Consider the following 14,840-nt stretch of genomic DNA (forward strand, 5'->3'; position numbering starts at 1 on the left):
TCTAGCGGCCTGTCGGGGACCGGCGGGGTACCGGCGAGGGGCCGTCCGACCGCCGTTTTTGAATGGCGCCCCGGTGTTGGGTAGTCTTGGGGGGCTGGTTGACAGCATGGAGACGTGCCAGAGCGGCCGAATGGACTTCACTGCTAATGAAGGGTCGGGGTTAAACTCGACCGGGGGTTCAAATCCCCCCGTCTCCGCGGATCGACTCCCCCGGTTTTCCGGGGGAGTCGCTTTGTTTAAGCCGCAGGCGCTAGTGCCGACCGCCGAAGGCGGACAACAGCTTCACGACGACCCCGATCGGCAAACCGGTGTGCCGGTGGACTATCGCCGCGGCTTCGTCGGTGCGTCCGGCCCCCACGTGGTCGAGGAAGAGTTGGCGGTCACCCCCCGGGAGGTCGGCAGCGCTGAAGCTCACGCGGCCGTCGGGGCCGTCCCCCTCGAAGCTGAAGTCGGACACGTTCTTCGAAGCGGCGCTGGCCGGCCCCTCGACCGGGGCGGATTCCAGCAGCCGCCGGATGGAGTCTTCCTCGAGCCCGGAGAACCTCGCCATCAGGGCGGCCGCGCCGGTGAAGTCGTGGTCGCGGATGAGCGACTGGAACTGGTCGTATTCGGCCGGGGGCAGCTCTTCGGTGCTGAACTCCCGCATGTTTCCGTCCACCTCGGCACTGATGCGGAAGGTGGACGTGGTCTGGCTGGACGAACTGCCGAACTGCTCCGTCCAGTCGTCGGGGATCGTCAGCGCATCGCCGCCGGGCGTGCGCGGATCGTCCGCGGTTGCGTCCGCCGTCGCGTCCGCCGGTTCGATGTCGTTCCGGTCTTCGGTGAAGGCGGGCTGATCCGTGCCGTCCGCCCGCTCCGCGCCGCCCGTCCCCTCCGAGGCATTCGTCGTCCCCGTGGCGTCCGCCACCGCCTCCTCGTTGGGAGGCGTCGACGGAGGCGCGGGATCCGTCGGTGCCGGTTGCGCGGCGTCACGCTGATCCACCGGAGACGCGGGAGCCCGGTGGACCTGGGGGTGGGTCTCCAGGCTGCGGATCGCGATGATGCTCTGCCTGATGCCCTGGCCCGTCGCGACCCGATAGGCCTGGACGGCGCCCATGAAGTCGCCCGTCGCCAGTTTGCGGTAGACGGCCCGGTGCGATTCCGTGTCGAGCAGGGCGGCGGCGTCCGCCGCGGATTGCGGGCCGATCGCGGCTGCGACCTGGTCCGACGTGCGCCGGCGCGTGCGAGCAAGCCACCACCACCCGATCCCGAGGATCAGCAACGGCACCAGTACCCACAACAGAGTCTCCATGCCTTCGATTTTAGGGCCGGAAGGCGCCGGGCATAACCGCAGCGCCGTTTCCGCGTCCGGACCGCGGCCCTGCGTGGATCAGGCGCTAATCGCGAGCGCCAGCGGCAACACCTCGTCCGCGCCGGCCCGCCGCAACACGCGTGCCGCCTCCGTCATGGTCCATTTGCTGTCCACGTAGTCGTCGATGAGCAGCACGGGTCCGCGGACTTCGGCCAACCGCGCGGCCAGTTCCCCGGGCACGGCCATCTGGTCCCACACGGCAGCGAGGCGGAAGGCGCTGCTGCCGCCGGATTCCCCGCGTGGACCGCCGTGCGGGTACTCCAGCTCCCCCGCATAGGGAAGCTGTCCGATCCGCGCGATCCCTTCCGCGAAGGAACGCAGCAGAACGGGCCTGGTCCTAGACGGCATGTTCACCACCGCCACGGGGCGCTCGCGCCATCCCCACTGCGCCAGCACCTGCACGCACGCCCGCAGCATGGCGTCGTCGATCGGCTGGTCCTCCTCGCCACCGCCCGCGGAGGAGAACAGCGTGCGCAGCCGGCCTCCCCAGCCCAGGTCCGTGAGGCGCGCGAGCGCCCGCCCGGACGAGGCCTGCTCCTCCGGCTTGATCTTGCCCTTGAGCGGCACGCCCAACCGGTCCATGCCCCCGGGCCACATCAGGCGCGGCTCCAGCTCCACGCCGACGCGCCCCAACGCCGCCTGCGCGCTGTCGCGCGCGTCCTCGCCGATCGATTCCGCGTACCACGGCCCCGCGCAGTTGTCGCAGCGGCCGCAGGGTGCCGCATCGGGATCGTCCAGCGCGTGTGCCAGGAACTCCATGCGGCAGCCGGTCGAGTTCTCGTAGTCCAGCATCGAATTCTGTTCCGCGACGCGGGCCGCCGCCACCCGGCTGTAGCGTTCGGCGTCGTAGAACCATTCCTCCCCCGTCCGGGTCCAACCGCCCTGGACGCGTTCCACCGCGCCGTCGACGGCAAGCACCTTCAGGAGGAGTTCCAGCGGCGTGCGCCGGATGTTCACCCGCGCCTCCAGCGCGGGCACGGAGACGGCTCCACCCGCCGCCGCGAGCTCGGAGAGCACCGCGTGGGCACGCCGTTCGTCGGGCATCGACGCCGTCGCGAAGTAGCGCCAGATCTCCCGGTCCTCGCTGCCCGGGAGCAGCAGGACGTCGGCGTTGTCCGTGCCGCGGCCCGCGCGGCCCACCTGCTGGTAGTAGGCGACGGGGGAACTGGGCGCGCCGACATGGACCACGAATCCCAGGTCCGGCTTGTCGAATCCCATCCCGAGGGCGCTGGTGGCGACCAGCGCCTTCACCTGGTTGTCCTTGAGCGCCTGCTCGGAACCGGCCCGTTCCTCGGAGTCCGTCCGTCCGGTGTACGCGCGGACGTTGTGGCCGGCGTCGCGCAGCAGGCGGGTGATGTCCTCCGCGGCCGAGACGGTGAGGGTGTAGATGATGCCGCTGCCGGGCAGGTCTCCCAGGTGCGTCAACAGCCACGCCAGCTGCGATCGGGGGCTCGGCAACCGCAGCACGCCCAGGCGCAGCGACTTGCGCGCCAGCGGTCCGCGGAGCGTGAAGACGTCCGTCCCGCCCACCGCCAGCTGGTCCTGGACGTCGTGGACCACGCGTTCGTTTGCCGTGGCGGTGGTGGCCAACACGGGCACGGCGGAGGGAAGCGCGGTGATGAGGTCCTTGATGCGCCGGTAGTCGGGACGGAAGTCGTGGCCCCAGTCGGAGATGCAGTGTGCCTCGTCGATCACCAGCAGGCCCATGCGCCGGACGAGTTCCGGGAGCTGCTGCTCGCGGAAGACGGGGTTGTTGAGCCTCTCGGGCGACACCAGCAGGACGTCCACCTCGTCGGCGTCGAGCTTCGCCGTGATCTGGCCCCAGTCCAGGGCGTTGGCCGAGTTGATGGCCTCGGCCCGGACGCCGGCACGGGCGGCCGCGGCCACCTGGTCCCGCATCAGGGCAAGAAGCGGGCTGACGATCAGCGTAGGCCCCGCGCCGCGGGCGCGCAGCAACAGGCTCGCCACGAAATACACCGCGGACTTCCCCCAACCGGTGCGCTGCACCACCAGCGCACGCCGGCCGCCGTCGACCAGGGCCTCGATGGCCTCGAACTGTCCCTCGTGGAAAGCCGCGTCCCCGCGCCCCACCAGCCTCCGGAGGACCTCAGTCGCGCCGTCCCGCAATTCCATCGTCGCCGTGTCAACCATTCCCCCAGTATCCCAGCCCCATCCGACGCGTTGCCACGGGGACCCGGAATGTGGATAACGGCGACGCCGGTCCCCAGCGGCTAAGCTCGAACGGTGACCAGCGAGATCGATCTTTCCCAGTCCTTCAAGGCCTACGACGTGCGCGGCCTCGTCGGCGACACCATCACCGCCGAGAGCGTCGAGGCCGTCGGCGCCGCGTTCGTGGACGTGCTGGGCCTGCACGGCGCCACCGTCCTGGTGGGCGGCGACATGCGCCCCTCCTCCCCGGAGTTCGCCGGAGCGTTCGCGCGCGGGGCGTCCTACCGCGGGGCCAATGTGCGCATGCTCGGGCTCATCTCCACGGACGAGCTCTACTTCGCGTGCGGCACCCTGGAGGCGGCCGGCGTCGTCTTCACCGCATCCCACAACCCCGCGGCCTACAACGGCATGAAGATGGCCAAGGCCGGCGCCGTCCCGGTGTCCTCCGACACCGGCCTCTACGCGATCCGCGACCTGGCCCAGACCTACCTGAACGAGGGCCTGCCGGTCTCCGGCGACGCGCCCGCCGGCGCCGTCGACACCGCCGACGTGCTCGCCGACTACGCTGCCTACCTGCGCTCGCTGGTGGACCTCTCCGGCATCCGCCCGCTGAAGGTCGTGGTCGACGCCGGCAACGGCATGGCCGGCATGACGACCCCCGCCGTCCTCGGGGACACGCTGCTGCCGGGGTTGCCGCTGGAGATCGTTCCGCTGTACTTCGAGCTCGACGGAACCTTCCCGAACCACCCGGCGAACCCGCTGGAGCCGGAGAACCTCCGCGACCTGCAGGCCGCCGTCGTGCGCCACGGCGCGGACATCGGACTGGCGTTCGACGGCGACGCCGACCGCTGCTTCGTCATCGACGAAAAGGGCGCCCCCGTCTCCCCCTCCGCCGTCACGGCCCTCGTGGCCCGACGCGAGATCGCCCGCGCCCGCGCCGGCGGCGAGGAGACCCCGGTGGTCATCCACAACCTCATCACCTCCCGCGCGGTCCCGGAACTGGTCCTGGCCGAAGGCGGCCGCCCCGTCGAGACCCGGGTCGGCCACTCGTTCATCAAGGCCATCATGGCGAAGGAGTCCGCGGTGTTCGGCGGCGAGCACTCCGCCCACTACTACTTCCGCGACTTCTTCAACGCGGACACTGGCATGCTGGCGGCCATGCACGTCCTCGCGGCGCTCGGCGAACAGGACCGCCCGCTCGGCGACCTGGCCGCCGAATACGAACCGTACTTCTCCTCCGGGGAGATCAACTCGGAGGTCCACGACAAGGACGCCGCCGTCGCGCACGTCCTGGACGCCTGCCTGGGCCAGGACGTCACGGTCGCGTCCATGGACGGCACGACCGTCACCGCCATCGACGGCTCCTTCTGGTTCAACCTCCGCCCCTCCAACACCGAACCCTTCCTGCGCTACAACGGCGAGGCCAAGGACCCCGAAACCATGGAACGAATCCGCGACCAGGTACTCAACATCGTCAGGAGCAACGCATGAGCGACAACACCACGGACCCGACCGAGAACCCCACCGTCGAATTCAGCGAAGGCGCGCAGGTGGACCTGAACCGCATCCTGGGCACCGCGTTGGGCGTCGCCCGGGAACAGCTGGAGACCAACGGCGTGTTCCTCCCGTTCGGCATCGGGCTCGAGGCCCCCGCCGAGGACTCCGACGCCGAGGGCGAGCTCCGCTTGCTGGCCGTCCAGCCGCCGGAGGACGAGGAGGATCCCGAGGCGGACATCGACGCCGAGGCGATGATGGCGGACCTCGTGGAGCTGCTGGCGCAACAGCGCGACGCGTTCACCGCCGTCGCACTGGTTTCCGACGTCGTTCTGGTCGAGGACCAGCGCGACGCCATCCACGCCAACGCGGAACACCGCCTCGGGGGCGCCGTCGCCGTCGTGCAGGCCTACACCCCGCCCGCCGGCGAGGACGGGGCATGGACCTTCGACGAGCCCGGCGCGGAACCCGGCGAGCAACTCGTCTGGGCGTAGGCCGCTCGGCTTTCGCCACCCCGCGCCGCCCCGCGCCTTGCGCCGACGGGGGCGTGCGCACGTGGCGTCCGTACCTGTGACAATGGACGGGTGAAGCTCAATGCCTTCGGCGACGTCTGCCTGCGCACCCTCATGCTCTTGGGATCCCGTCCCGAGACGCAGCTGTCCAGCCGCGAGATCGCGGCCGCCATCACCGTGCCCTACCACCACGTCAGCAAGGCCGTGCTGGAACTACGCCGCCTCGGCGCGCTCGACGTCACCCGCGGACGCACGGGCGGCGCGCGGATCAGCGCGGCGGGGCTCGCGCTCGGTGTCGGAGGACTGCTGCGTTCGTTGGACGACCAGCTCGACGTCGTCGGCTGCACCTCGGAAACGGCCGGGGACTGCCCGCTGCTAGCCGGCTGCCGCCTGCGCGGCGCGCTCAACCGCGCGCGAGAGGCCTTCTACGCCGAGCTCGACGGCCTGACGATCGAGTCCCTGACACGAGACAACACGATGATCAGGCTGCCGTTTCCCGCCGCGCCCGACCGGCTGCCCTAACCACTGGCCAACCCCGACTTGCCATCCTTTTCTACGCGGTGTAGAACTGAGATATAAATCTTGCATATCTAAGGCAAGTATTCTCTCCAAGGAGCACATATGCTGTCGGACACGTCGCGACCGGTCATCGAAGCCACCCTGCCGATCATCGCCGAACGGATTGGCGAGATCACCAAGAAGTTCTACGCGGGACTGTTCGCCGAGCACCCCGGGCTCCTGGACGGCACCTTCAGCCGGGCCAACCAGCGCAACGGATCGCAGCAGAAGGCCCTGGCGGGTGCGATCGCCGCGTTCGCCTCGCACCTGCTGCGGAATCCGGACACGCTCCCGGAGGCCGTGCTTGCGCGGATCGCCCACAAGCACGCTTCGCTGGGGATCGTCGAGGAGCAGTACCCGGTGGTCTATGAGCACCTGTTCGCCGCCATCGCCGACGACTTGGGCGAGGCCGTGACGCCCGCGGTCGCCGCCGCCTGGTCCGAGGTCTACTGGCTGATGGCCGACGCCCTGATCAAGATCGAGAAGGGCCTCTACTCCCGGCAGGCGAACGGCGAGATGTGGACCCCCTGGACCCTGGTGTCCCGCGAACCGGCCGGCACGGGATCCGTGACCTTCCGCTTCGCGCCGGCAGACGGAACGCCGGTCACGGTCGCCGAACCGGGGCAGTACGTGTCCATCCGCATCGCGGTCGAAGACGGTCTCCGCCAGTGCCGGCAGTACTCCCTGTCGGACGCCGTGGCGTCCACCACCGAGCGCGTGTTCACGACAAAGCTGGACGGCGACGGCGAGGTCTCGCCGTTCCTCCACAACAACCTGCGCGTCGGCGACGTCGTCGAACTGTCCAACCCCTACGGAGACATCACCATCGATGCGACCTCCGACGCGCCGATCGTCCTGGCCACGGCGGGAATCGGCTGCACGCCCAGCGCATCGGCACTCCAGTCGCTCGCCGACGGTTCGTCGCAGCGCCGGATCCTGGTTCTGCACGCCGAGCAGAACGCGGAAAGCTGGGCCCTGCGCGAGCAGATGCTCGGATCCGTCGACAGCCTGCCCAACGCGGAACTGCGCCTGTGGCTCGAGACCCAGGATCCCACGGGCGGGATCGAGTCCACCCCGGGCCTCATGGACCTCTCCACCGTAGATTTCCCCGAGGGCGCGTTCCTGTACCTGTGCGGCCCGCTACCCTTCATGCGCGCCATCCGTTCCCAGGCGATCGCCGGCGGCGTTCCCGCCGAGCGCATCCACTACGAGGTCTTCGGGCCGGACCTCTGGCTCGCGGCCTAACCACCCCACCCCCGAAGTGGACATTTCCGCGGCTAACAAAGCCAGGAAATGTCCACTTCCGGTGGTGGGTTGGACGGGTGGTGGGTTAGGCCGGGGGCATGGCCAGCCGGTGATGCGGCTCGCCGCGCTCCACCCACGATCGCACCATGGCGTTGAAGAGGAGCGGATCCTCGATGCTCCACTGGTGGTGCATCCCCGGGGCAACGCGGAAGACGGCCTGCGGCAGCGCCTCGCCGAGATCGGCGAAGGACCGGCGGATCACCGGCGGCTCCTTGGCCCCGGCCACCGCCAGCAGCGGTCCCGTGTAGGCGCGCAGACCGTCGGGCAGGCCGCCCGCGTAGACCTCGTCCATGATCAGCCGCGCGTTCTCCGGCCGGATGCTGACGCCGTGGTCGGTGAACAGCTGGCGGTCGTGCGGCGGAATGCCGAACGCCCCCGCCTGGAAGCGCCAGAACCATTCCCGTCCCCACAGCCGGATCTGCAGCCGCGCCAACTGCCGCGTCGCGCCGTCGATCCCCCGGACGGGAACACCGGAGACCAGCGCGCTCGTCACCAGCTCCGGATGGCGCGCCAGGAGCCGCAGGGCCACCACCCCGCCGAGTGAGAGTCCGACGACGTGCACGCCGCCCTCCTCGACGGCGTCGGCGACAAAGGCTGCGACGTCGTCCGCCGCGCTGTCCAGGCCTTCCCATTCCTCGCCGGAGCGTGCGCCGAACCCGGGAAGGTGCGGCGTGAAGCTGCGGTATTCGGGGAACCCCTTGACCTGCGCATCCCACATCCAGTTGGCCACGTTTCCGCCATGCAGGAAAAGCAGGGTCCGCGGCGCGCGGCCGTCGGCGCGGGGCCGGATGGGATCGTGCGTTTCCGGGTACGACGCCGGATCTGGCCGCCCGGCGGGCGCCACCGCCCGCGAATGCCCGTTCACGGCAACCGTCCTTCCACGGTGTCCAGCCATTCGAGCTCGGCCTCCACGTGGCGGATGCCGTTGTCGAGGGTCGCGGCCATCAGGAAGGCGCGGCGCTCCGTTTCGGCCGCGGTACCGATCTCCTCGCGTTGCATCCGGTACTCCCCCAGCAAGGTCAGGGATTCGGACCTGCGCGCCGCGAACAGCCCAAGGACGGCGTCGCGGTCGAGTTCACCGGCGAAGAAGACGCGCCCCAGGAAGGCCTCGCGCCCGGGCTGCGCGTCGAGTGGCGCCTGGAGCCACTCCTGTAGCGTCCTGCGTCCCGCGGCCGTGATGTGGTGCTCCTGTCGATCCGGATAGTTTTCCTGACGAATGGTCTTGACCGTCGCCATGCCGTCGCGGACCAGATGCGCCAGCGTGCGGTAGATCTGCGCTTTGTCTGCGTTCCAGAAGTGGTTGATGCTCGAGTCGAAATGCTTCTTGAGGTCGTAACCGGTCATGGGGGCGAGACTCAACAGCCCCAGGATCAACCGCGCGAGAATCATGGATACATCGTGCCAGCACCATAGGTGCATTGTCATCTATGGTGCCGCGGACCGGCCCCGGACGCGCGGAAGGGCGCACCCGAACCCGGGCGCGCCCTTCCGCCAACAGGCGGCCGTTAGACCGCCAGGCGTTCCTTCAGGCCCGCCAGCTCGTCCTGCAGGGACTGCGGGAGCGACTCGCCGAAGTTCGCGTACCACTCCTCGATGGAGGCGAGCTCCGCCTTCCACTCCTCCGGATCGACGTTCACGGCGACCTCGACGTCGGCCGGGGTGAAGTCCTCCAGTCCGGTCAGGTCCAGGGACTCGCCGGTGGGCACGTAGCCGATCGGCGTCTCCCTCGCGTCCGCCTTGCCCTCGATGCGCTCGATCGCCCACTTCAGGACGCGCGAGTTGTCGCCGAACCCGGGCCAGGCGAATCCGCCCCCGGGGGTGCGGCGGAACCAGTTCACCAAGAAGATCCGCGGACGGCGCTCGGGGTTGGTCTTGGCCGCGATGGAGTCCCAGTGGTTCAGGTAGTCCCCGGCGTCGTAGCCGATGAACGGAAGCATCGCCATCGGATCGCGCCGCAGCACGCCCACGGCGCCGGAGGCGGCCGCGGTGGTCTCCGAGGAAAGGGTGGAACCCATGAAGATGCCGTTGGTCCAGGAACGCGCCTCGGTCACCAGCGGGATCGTGGTCTTGCGGCGGCCGCCGAAGAGGATCGCGTGGATTTCGACGCCGTTCGGGCTGTAGTACTCCTGCGCCAGCATGTCGATCTGGTCGATCGGCGTGCAGAAGCGGGAGTTCGGGTGCGCCGCCGGCTTGCCCGAGTCCGGGGTCCACTCGTTGCCCTGCCAGTCGGTCAGGTGCGCGGGGGTCTCATCCGTCATGCCCTCCCACCAGACACCGCCGTCGTCCGTCAGCGCGACGTTCGTGAAGATGGAATTGCCCTTGGTGATGGCGCGCATGGCGTTGGGGTTCGTGCCCCAGCCGGTACCGGGCGCGACGCCGAACAGGCCGTATTCGGGGTTGACGCCGCGGAGTTCGCCGTCCTTGCCGATCCGCATCCAGTTGATGTCGTCGCCAAGCGTCTCCGCCTTCCACCCGTCGATGGTCGGGTCGAGCAGCGCGAGGTTGGTCTTGCCGCACGCGGACGGGAAGGCGGCCGCGACGTTGTACGCCTTGCCTTCGGGGCTTGTGAGCTTGAGGATCAGCATGTGCTCGGCGAGCCAGCCCTCGTCGCGGGCCATGACGGAGGCGATCCGCAGGGCGTAGCACTTCTTGCCGAGGAGGGCGTTGCCGCCGTACCCCGAGCCGTAGGACCAGATGGAGCGCTCCTCGGGGAAGTGCACGATCCACTTCTCCTCGTTGCACGGCCAGGCGACGTCGTCCTCGCCGGGCGCGAGCGGCGCTCCCACGGAGTGCAGCGCGGGGACGAAGAACGCCTCCTCGGCCTCCATCTTGCGCAGGACGTCGGTGCCGATGCGCGCCATGATGCGCATCGAGGCCACGACGTACGCGGAGTCGGTGATCTCCACGCCGTACTTCGGCTCGTCGGCGTCGAGGGGGCCCATGACGAACGGGATCACGTACATGGTGCGCCCGCGCATCGATCCGGTGAAGATGGAGGTCAACTTGGACTTCATCTCGGCCGGGTCCATCCAGTTGTTCGTGAAGCCGGCGTCCCGCCGGTTCTCCGAGCAGATGAACGTCTGCTCCTCGACGCGCGCGACGTCCTTGGGATCGGAGAACGCCGCGAAGGAATTGGGGAACAGCTCGTCGTTGAGCCGCACAAAGGTTCCCGCTTCGACCAGTTGGGAGGTCAGGCGCGTGTTCTCCTCAGCGCTGCCGTCGACCCAATAGACGTTCTGCGGCTGGGTCAGCTCGGCAACTTCCGCAACCCATGCGGCAAGCTCGGCGTGGGTCGTGGGCGCGGCCCCGTTTTCAAGGACCTGCTGGTCGGAGCTCTCGCTCATATCCGTTCCCTCCATTGGGCTGAATAGGTGTTATTGATGCTAGATCTCCGCGCTGGGGGTGGTTTGTGACCAAGGTCGCCACCGGCGCCGTCCGATCCGAGCACAACCGCGCCATTTCGGGCTTTTCGTCGGCACTAGCACCCTTTAGTGTGACAAAGGTCACGTAGACCGGTCTAGTCACACTTCCTCACGCAACCCGCGGGCGCACGCTCGGGAACCCCGCCCTTGGCCCAAGTTTGCACCTCCCCGAAGAGTCTGTATAGTTGTTCGAGGTCAACGGCGTGAGCCACGGACCGAGCGCCCATAGCTCAGCTGGATAGAGCGTCTGTCTACGGAACAGAAGGTCAGGGGTTCGAATCCCTTTGGGCGCACAGTAAGAGGAGCCGCGAGAAATCGCGGCTCCTCTATTGTTTAACCACGGTCGGGATCCGCCGACGATCTAGCGGCAGCGGAAATCCTGCGCTGGGACAGGCCCTGGCGTCGCACCCCGAAGCCCCGGGGGCGACGGTGGCGGCGCGGCCTCAGGCAGTTGGCGGCGCCGCATGCGTTTCCACGGACTCCAGCATCACCACTACGGAATAGCAACGCTGAAAACTACGCCATGCCGAACAATCGAGTTATGCTAGGTCGCAGGGATGGCAACCTGAACGCCACGGCCAAGATCCGGGCCGACCGCGGGAGGGCGCACCTGACTCGTCCCGCCATCGGCATAAAAGGAAGAACCCATGACACTGTCGTCAAGCACTCTCATCCGCCGTCTCGCAGCGATTTCCGCGGTCCCGGCACTGGCGGTTTCCCTTGCCTCGTGCGGGGGCACGGGAATGGATGCGGCCGCCGACGACGCTGGCCGGCCCGTGGTGCTCACCACGTTCACCGTTCTCGCCGACATCGCGGAGAACGTGGCGGGCGACAACCTCCGGGTGGAGTCGATCACCAAGGTCGGAGCCGAAATCCACGGATACGAACCCACCCCTGGCGATATCCGCAAGGCGTCCCAGGCGGATCTCATCCTCGACAACGGCATGAACCTGGAGGCCTGGTTCGCCCAGTTCGTCCAGGATCTGGATGTCCCGCACGTGGTCGTCAGCGAGGGTGTCGAGGCGATCGGCATCACGGAGGACGCCTATGCCGGCATGCCCAACCCGCACGCGTGGATGAGCCCGATGAATGTGCAGGTCTATGTCGACAACATGGTCGAGGCGTTCAGCGAGCTCGACCCGGCCAACGCCGGCGACTACCGGGCGAACGGCAAAGCCTACAAGGCCGAACTGCAGGCCGTGCAGGACGAGCTCGTCGACAGCCTCGCCCCCCTGCCCAAGAACGAACGAGCGCTGGTCACCTGCGAGGGGGCTTTCTCCTATCTTGCCCGGGACTCGGGCCTCACGGAGAGGTACATCTGGGCCGTCAACGCCGAGCAGCAAGCCACTCCGCAGCAGATCGCCTCCGCGATCGAGTTCGTGCGCGAGAACCGGATCAAGGCCGTGTTCTGCGAGTCCACCGTGTCCGATGCGCCCATGCGACAGGTCGTCGAGGCCACCGACGCGAACTTCGGCGGCACGCTCTACGTCGACTCCCTTTCCAGGGCCGACGGACCGGTGCCCACATACCTCGACCTGATCAGGCACGACACTGCCGTGATCGTCGACGCACTCACCGGGAAGAACCCATGACCACACCAGCCATCCAGATCGAGCACGTCACCGTGCACTACGGAGAGGTGCTGGCCCTCGACGACGCGACCATAAGCATCGATTCCGGCCGGGTGTGCGGCCTGATCGGCATGAACGGGTCCGGGAAATCGACGCTGTTCAAGACGATCATGGGCATGGTCCGTCCCGACCGTGGCACGGTTCGCATCGACGGCGCCAGTCCGTCGAGTGCGCGCAGATCCGGCGCCGTGGGGTATGTGCCCCAAAGCGAGGACGTCGACTGGGCGTTCCCCCTGTCCGTGCGGGACGTCGTGACAATGGGCCGCTACGGCCACATGGGCTTCACCCGGCGCGCGAAGAAGACCGACAACGACGCCGTGGACCACGCGCTCGAGAGGGTCGGGCTCACCGAGTATGCGAGCCGGCAGATCGGGCAGCTCTCCGGCGGGCAGAGGAAGCGCGCGTTCGTGGCGCGCGGCATCGCCCAGGGAGCCACCGTCCTGCTCCTGGACGAGCCGTTCGCCGGCGTGGACAAGCGATCCGAGGCCACCATCGTCGGCCTCCTCCGCGAACTCGCCGACGGCGGCGCGACCATCCTGGTCTCGACGCACGACCTGCATGCCCTCCCGGACTTGGCGGACGAGGCGGTCCTCCTCATGCGCCGCGTGCTCATGCACGGTGACCCGCGAGAGGTCCTCCAACCGCACAACCTCGCCCAGGCTTTCGGCCTGGACGTCCTCAAACGGGGAGGCGCCGCATGAACCCCCTAGACTTCCTCGTCGAACCGCTCGGCTACGACTTCATGGTCCGCGCCCTCGCAACCACCTTGATCGCCTCGCTCGTGTGTGCCGTGCTGTCCTGTTGGCTCGTGCTCATCGGATGGTCGCTGATGGGAGACGCCGTTTCCCACGCCGTTCTGCCCGGCGTCGTGCTGGCCCACATCGTCGGCGCTCCGTTCGCGCTGGGCGCGGTCGTCTTCGGGTTCCTCGCCGTCGCACTCATCGGCGCGGTCCGGGACACCAGCCGAGTCAAGGAGGACGCCGCCATCGGCATCGTCTTCACGGTCCTGTTCGCCCTCGGACTGGTGCTGATCTCCGTCACGCCCTCGCAAACCGACCTGAACCACATCATTTTCGGCAACCTGCTCGGCGTCTCGTGGTCCGACCTGGCCCAAATCGCCGCCCTCGGCGCGGTGACCTTTGGCGTCCTGGTCGCCAAGCGGCGCGACTTCACCCTGTTTGCCTTCGACAGGACGCACGCGCATGCCCTCGGGCTGAACCCGAGGATTCTGGGCGCGGCCCTCCTCGGGCTGCTCGCCCTCACCGCCGTGGTGGCCCTGCAGGCCGTCGGGGTGATCCTGGTGGTTGCGATGCTCATCATCCCCGGCGCCACCGCGTATCTGCTCACGGACCGCTTCAGCCGCATGCTGCTCCTCGCTCCCGCGATCTCCGCGGTCTGCGCGGTCGCCGGTCTCTATCTGAGCTACTACCTGGACACCGCGTCCGGCGGAATGGTCGTCCTCGCCCAAGGCGCCGCGTTCCTGCTCGCGTACCTTTTCGGCCCCAGGCACGGGCTCATTGCCACCAGGGTCCTCACCGGAAGACGACGCCGGCAGCTCCCCGCCCCCGGCATCGTCCGGGACTGGCGCGAGTCGCCGTCGGGGACGTGCGCCGATGAGGTCACGCGGGCGGGTTAGCGGCTACCCCCGGGGCGTCCCCCGCGGCCGACACGTACAGCGCGTCGGTGGCGGCACTGCCCAGCGGCACGGGAGAGTCCGCCCCGGCCACGTGAACGTCCAAAACGCCGGAGAACGGAGCGCCTTGGCTCACCACCAATTCCGCACCGACAACCACACCATGCTCTTGGAAGAACTGCAGGAGCGCCGGGTCGTCGTCCGAAATGCGCTCCACCACGACCCGCGCTCCGGCAGCCATGGCCGTCAACTGCACCGCGTCCGGAATCACCACGGTGCCGTCGGCGGACGGGATCGGATCCCCGTGCGGATCGCGACTGGGAAAGTCGAGCAGCCTGTCGATGCGGTCCACCATGAAGTCGGAAACCGCATGCTCCAGGTTGTCCGCCTCGTCGTGGACCTGGTCCCATGAATAGCCAAGAACGCCCACCAGGAAGGATTCGAGCAACCGGTGGCGACGCACCATCGCCAACGCATGCGCCCGCCCCGCGTCCGTGAACTCCACTGCGCCGTAGGGCGCGTGGCTCAGGAGTCCCTGCGCGGACAGCTTGCGCACGGCGTCCGACACGGACGACAGCTTCAGGCCGGTCTTCTCCGCGATCAACGTCGGTGTGACGGCTGCGGAAGACCATTCCGACAGTCCCCACACCGCCTTCAGGTAGTTCTGGGTACTCGACGACAGCTCAGAGACGGACATGGTTCCAGCCTATCGCCGCACTTTCGACTTCGCCATGCCGAAGTTCAGGGTTCGCTCCTGCCCGAGGC

General features: G+C 68.5%; 13 protein-coding genes and 2 tRNA genes. 9 read left to right on the plus strand and 6 right to left on the minus strand.

From position 1 onward, the window contains the following. Positions 1-108: 108 nt before the first annotated feature. Positions 109-197 (plus strand) — tRNA-Ser (locus ACHAAJ_RS13595). 53 nt (positions 198-250) lie between these two features. On the opposite strand, the gene ACHAAJ_RS13600 is transcribed toward ACHAAJ_RS13595, so the two are convergent. Then, entirely contained in the window at positions 251-1,291 is a 1,041-nt protein-coding gene (locus ACHAAJ_RS13600; RefSeq protein WP_435728729.1) for a hypothetical protein, read from the minus strand. Positions 1,292-1,369: 78 nt separating this feature from the next. Next, positions 1,370-3,502 (minus strand): RecQ family ATP-dependent DNA helicase, encoded by a 2,133-nt coding sequence (locus tag ACHAAJ_RS13605; RefSeq protein WP_435728730.1) that lies wholly within the window; start codon positions 3,500-3,502, stop codon positions 1,370-1,372. A gap of 93 nt (positions 3,503-3,595) precedes the next feature. On the opposite strand from ACHAAJ_RS13605, the gene ACHAAJ_RS13610 reads away from it, so the two are divergent. From ACHAAJ_RS13610 to ACHAAJ_RS13625, 4 genes are all read left to right on the plus strand, one after another. Then, positions 3,596-5,011 (plus strand): phosphomannomutase/phosphoglucomutase, encoded by a 1,416-nt coding sequence (locus ACHAAJ_RS13610; RefSeq protein WP_435728731.1) that lies wholly within the window; start codon positions 3,596-3,598, stop codon positions 5,009-5,011. Beyond that, positions 5,008-5,508, plus strand: coding sequence for a hypothetical protein (locus ACHAAJ_RS13615; RefSeq protein WP_435728732.1), 501 nt, complete (start codon positions 5,008-5,010; stop codon positions 5,506-5,508). The genes ACHAAJ_RS13610 and ACHAAJ_RS13615 overlap by 4 nt, the downstream gene beginning before the upstream one ends. A gap of 90 nt (positions 5,509-5,598) precedes the next feature. Then, entirely contained in the window at positions 5,599-6,048 is a 450-nt protein-coding gene (locus tag ACHAAJ_RS13620) for an Rrf2 family transcriptional regulator (RefSeq protein ID WP_435728733.1), read from the plus strand. A gap of 99 nt (positions 6,049-6,147) precedes the next feature. Next, a complete protein-coding gene (locus tag ACHAAJ_RS13625) occupies positions 6,148-7,329 on the plus strand; it encodes a globin domain-containing protein (RefSeq protein WP_435728734.1) in 1,182 nt (393 codons plus the stop codon). 85 nt (positions 7,330-7,414) lie between these two features. On the opposite strand, the gene ACHAAJ_RS13630 is transcribed toward ACHAAJ_RS13625, so the two are convergent. The 3 genes from ACHAAJ_RS13630 to ACHAAJ_RS13640 form a co-directional block, all read right to left on the minus strand. Beyond that, the gene (locus ACHAAJ_RS13630) at positions 7,415-8,254 is read right to left on the minus strand and encodes an alpha/beta fold hydrolase (protein ID WP_435728735.1); all 840 of its coding nucleotides are present in this window, start codon (positions 8,252-8,254) and stop codon (positions 7,415-7,417) included. Beyond that, on the minus strand, positions 8,251-8,778 hold the full coding sequence (locus ACHAAJ_RS13635) for a PadR family transcriptional regulator (protein WP_435728736.1): 528 nt from the start codon (positions 8,776-8,778) through the stop codon (positions 8,251-8,253). The genes ACHAAJ_RS13630 and ACHAAJ_RS13635 overlap by 4 nt, the downstream gene beginning before the upstream one ends. A gap of 116 nt (positions 8,779-8,894) precedes the next feature. Next, positions 8,895-10,733 carry a phosphoenolpyruvate carboxykinase (GTP) gene (locus ACHAAJ_RS13640; RefSeq protein ID WP_435728737.1) on the minus strand — a complete coding sequence of 613 codons (1,839 nt, stop codon included), beginning with the start codon at positions 10,731-10,733 and terminating at the stop codon, positions 8,895-8,897. Between the two features lie 297 nt (positions 10,734-11,030). Here ACHAAJ_RS13640 and ACHAAJ_RS13645 point away from each other — a divergent pair. From ACHAAJ_RS13645 to ACHAAJ_RS13660, 4 genes are all read left to right on the plus strand, one after another. Continuing rightward, positions 11,031-11,104 (plus strand) — tRNA-Arg (locus tag ACHAAJ_RS13645). A 354-nt stretch (positions 11,105-11,458) separates the two neighbouring features. Continuing rightward, positions 11,459-12,403 (plus strand): metal ABC transporter substrate-binding protein, encoded by a 945-nt coding sequence (locus ACHAAJ_RS13650; protein WP_435728738.1) that lies wholly within the window; start codon positions 11,459-11,461, stop codon positions 12,401-12,403. After that, positions 12,400-13,143 carry a metal ABC transporter ATP-binding protein gene (locus ACHAAJ_RS13655; protein ID WP_435728739.1) on the plus strand — a complete coding sequence of 248 codons (744 nt, stop codon included), beginning with the start codon at positions 12,400-12,402 and terminating at the stop codon, positions 13,141-13,143. Before ACHAAJ_RS13650 ends, ACHAAJ_RS13655 begins: the two co-directional genes overlap by 4 nt. Continuing rightward, positions 13,140-14,078: a metal ABC transporter permease gene (locus tag ACHAAJ_RS13660; RefSeq protein WP_435728740.1), complete on the plus strand. Its 939-nt coding sequence runs from the start codon at positions 13,140-13,142 to the stop codon at positions 14,076-14,078. Before ACHAAJ_RS13655 ends, ACHAAJ_RS13660 begins: the two co-directional genes overlap by 4 nt. On the opposite strand, the gene ACHAAJ_RS13665 is transcribed toward ACHAAJ_RS13660, so the two are convergent. Next, positions 14,062-14,772 (minus strand): metal-dependent transcriptional regulator, encoded by a 711-nt coding sequence (locus ACHAAJ_RS13665; protein ID WP_435728741.1) that lies wholly within the window; start codon positions 14,770-14,772, stop codon positions 14,062-14,064. The genes ACHAAJ_RS13660 and ACHAAJ_RS13665 overlap by 17 nt on opposite strands. Positions 14,773-14,840: the final 68 nt, after the last annotated feature.

Origin of the sequence: Arthrobacter arnarulunnguaqae (assembly GCF_051262515.1) — a bacterium.
Classification (GTDB): domain Bacteria; phylum Actinomycetota; class Actinomycetes; order Actinomycetales; family Micrococcaceae; genus Arthrobacter_N.

What these genes read in the sequence shown, in the direction of transcription:
- ACHAAJ_RS13600 (WP_435728729.1), bottom strand. Translation starts at nt 1,291, where the DNA reads ATGGAGACTCTGTTGTGGGTACTGGTGCCGTTGCTGATCCTCGGGATC.
- ACHAAJ_RS13605 (WP_435728730.1), bottom strand. Translation starts at nt 3,502, where the DNA reads ATGGTTGACACGGCGACGATGGAATTGCGGGACGGCGCGACTGAGGTC.
- ACHAAJ_RS13615 (WP_435728732.1), top strand. Translation starts at nt 5,008, where the DNA reads ATGAGCGACAACACCACGGACCCGACCGAGAACCCCACCGTCGAATTC.
- ACHAAJ_RS13625 (WP_435728734.1), top strand. Translation starts at nt 6,148, where the DNA reads ATGCTGTCGGACACGTCGCGACCGGTCATCGAAGCCACCCTGCCGATC.
- ACHAAJ_RS13635 (WP_435728736.1), bottom strand. Translation starts at nt 8,778, where the DNA reads ATGATTCTCGCGCGGTTGATCCTGGGGCTGTTGAGTCTCGCCCCCATG.
- ACHAAJ_RS13640 (WP_435728737.1), bottom strand. Translation starts at nt 10,733, where the DNA reads ATGAGCGAGAGCTCCGACCAGCAGGTCCTTGAAAACGGGGCCGCGCCC.
- ACHAAJ_RS13650 (WP_435728738.1), top strand. Translation starts at nt 11,459, where the DNA reads ATGACACTGTCGTCAAGCACTCTCATCCGCCGTCTCGCAGCGATTTCC.
- ACHAAJ_RS13655 (WP_435728739.1), top strand. Translation starts at nt 12,400, where the DNA reads ATGACCACACCAGCCATCCAGATCGAGCACGTCACCGTGCACTACGGA.
- ACHAAJ_RS13660 (WP_435728740.1), top strand. Translation starts at nt 13,140, where the DNA reads ATGAACCCCCTAGACTTCCTCGTCGAACCGCTCGGCTACGACTTCATG.
- ACHAAJ_RS13665 (WP_435728741.1), bottom strand. Translation starts at nt 14,772, where the DNA reads ATGTCCGTCTCTGAGCTGTCGTCGAGTACCCAGAACTACCTGAAGGCG.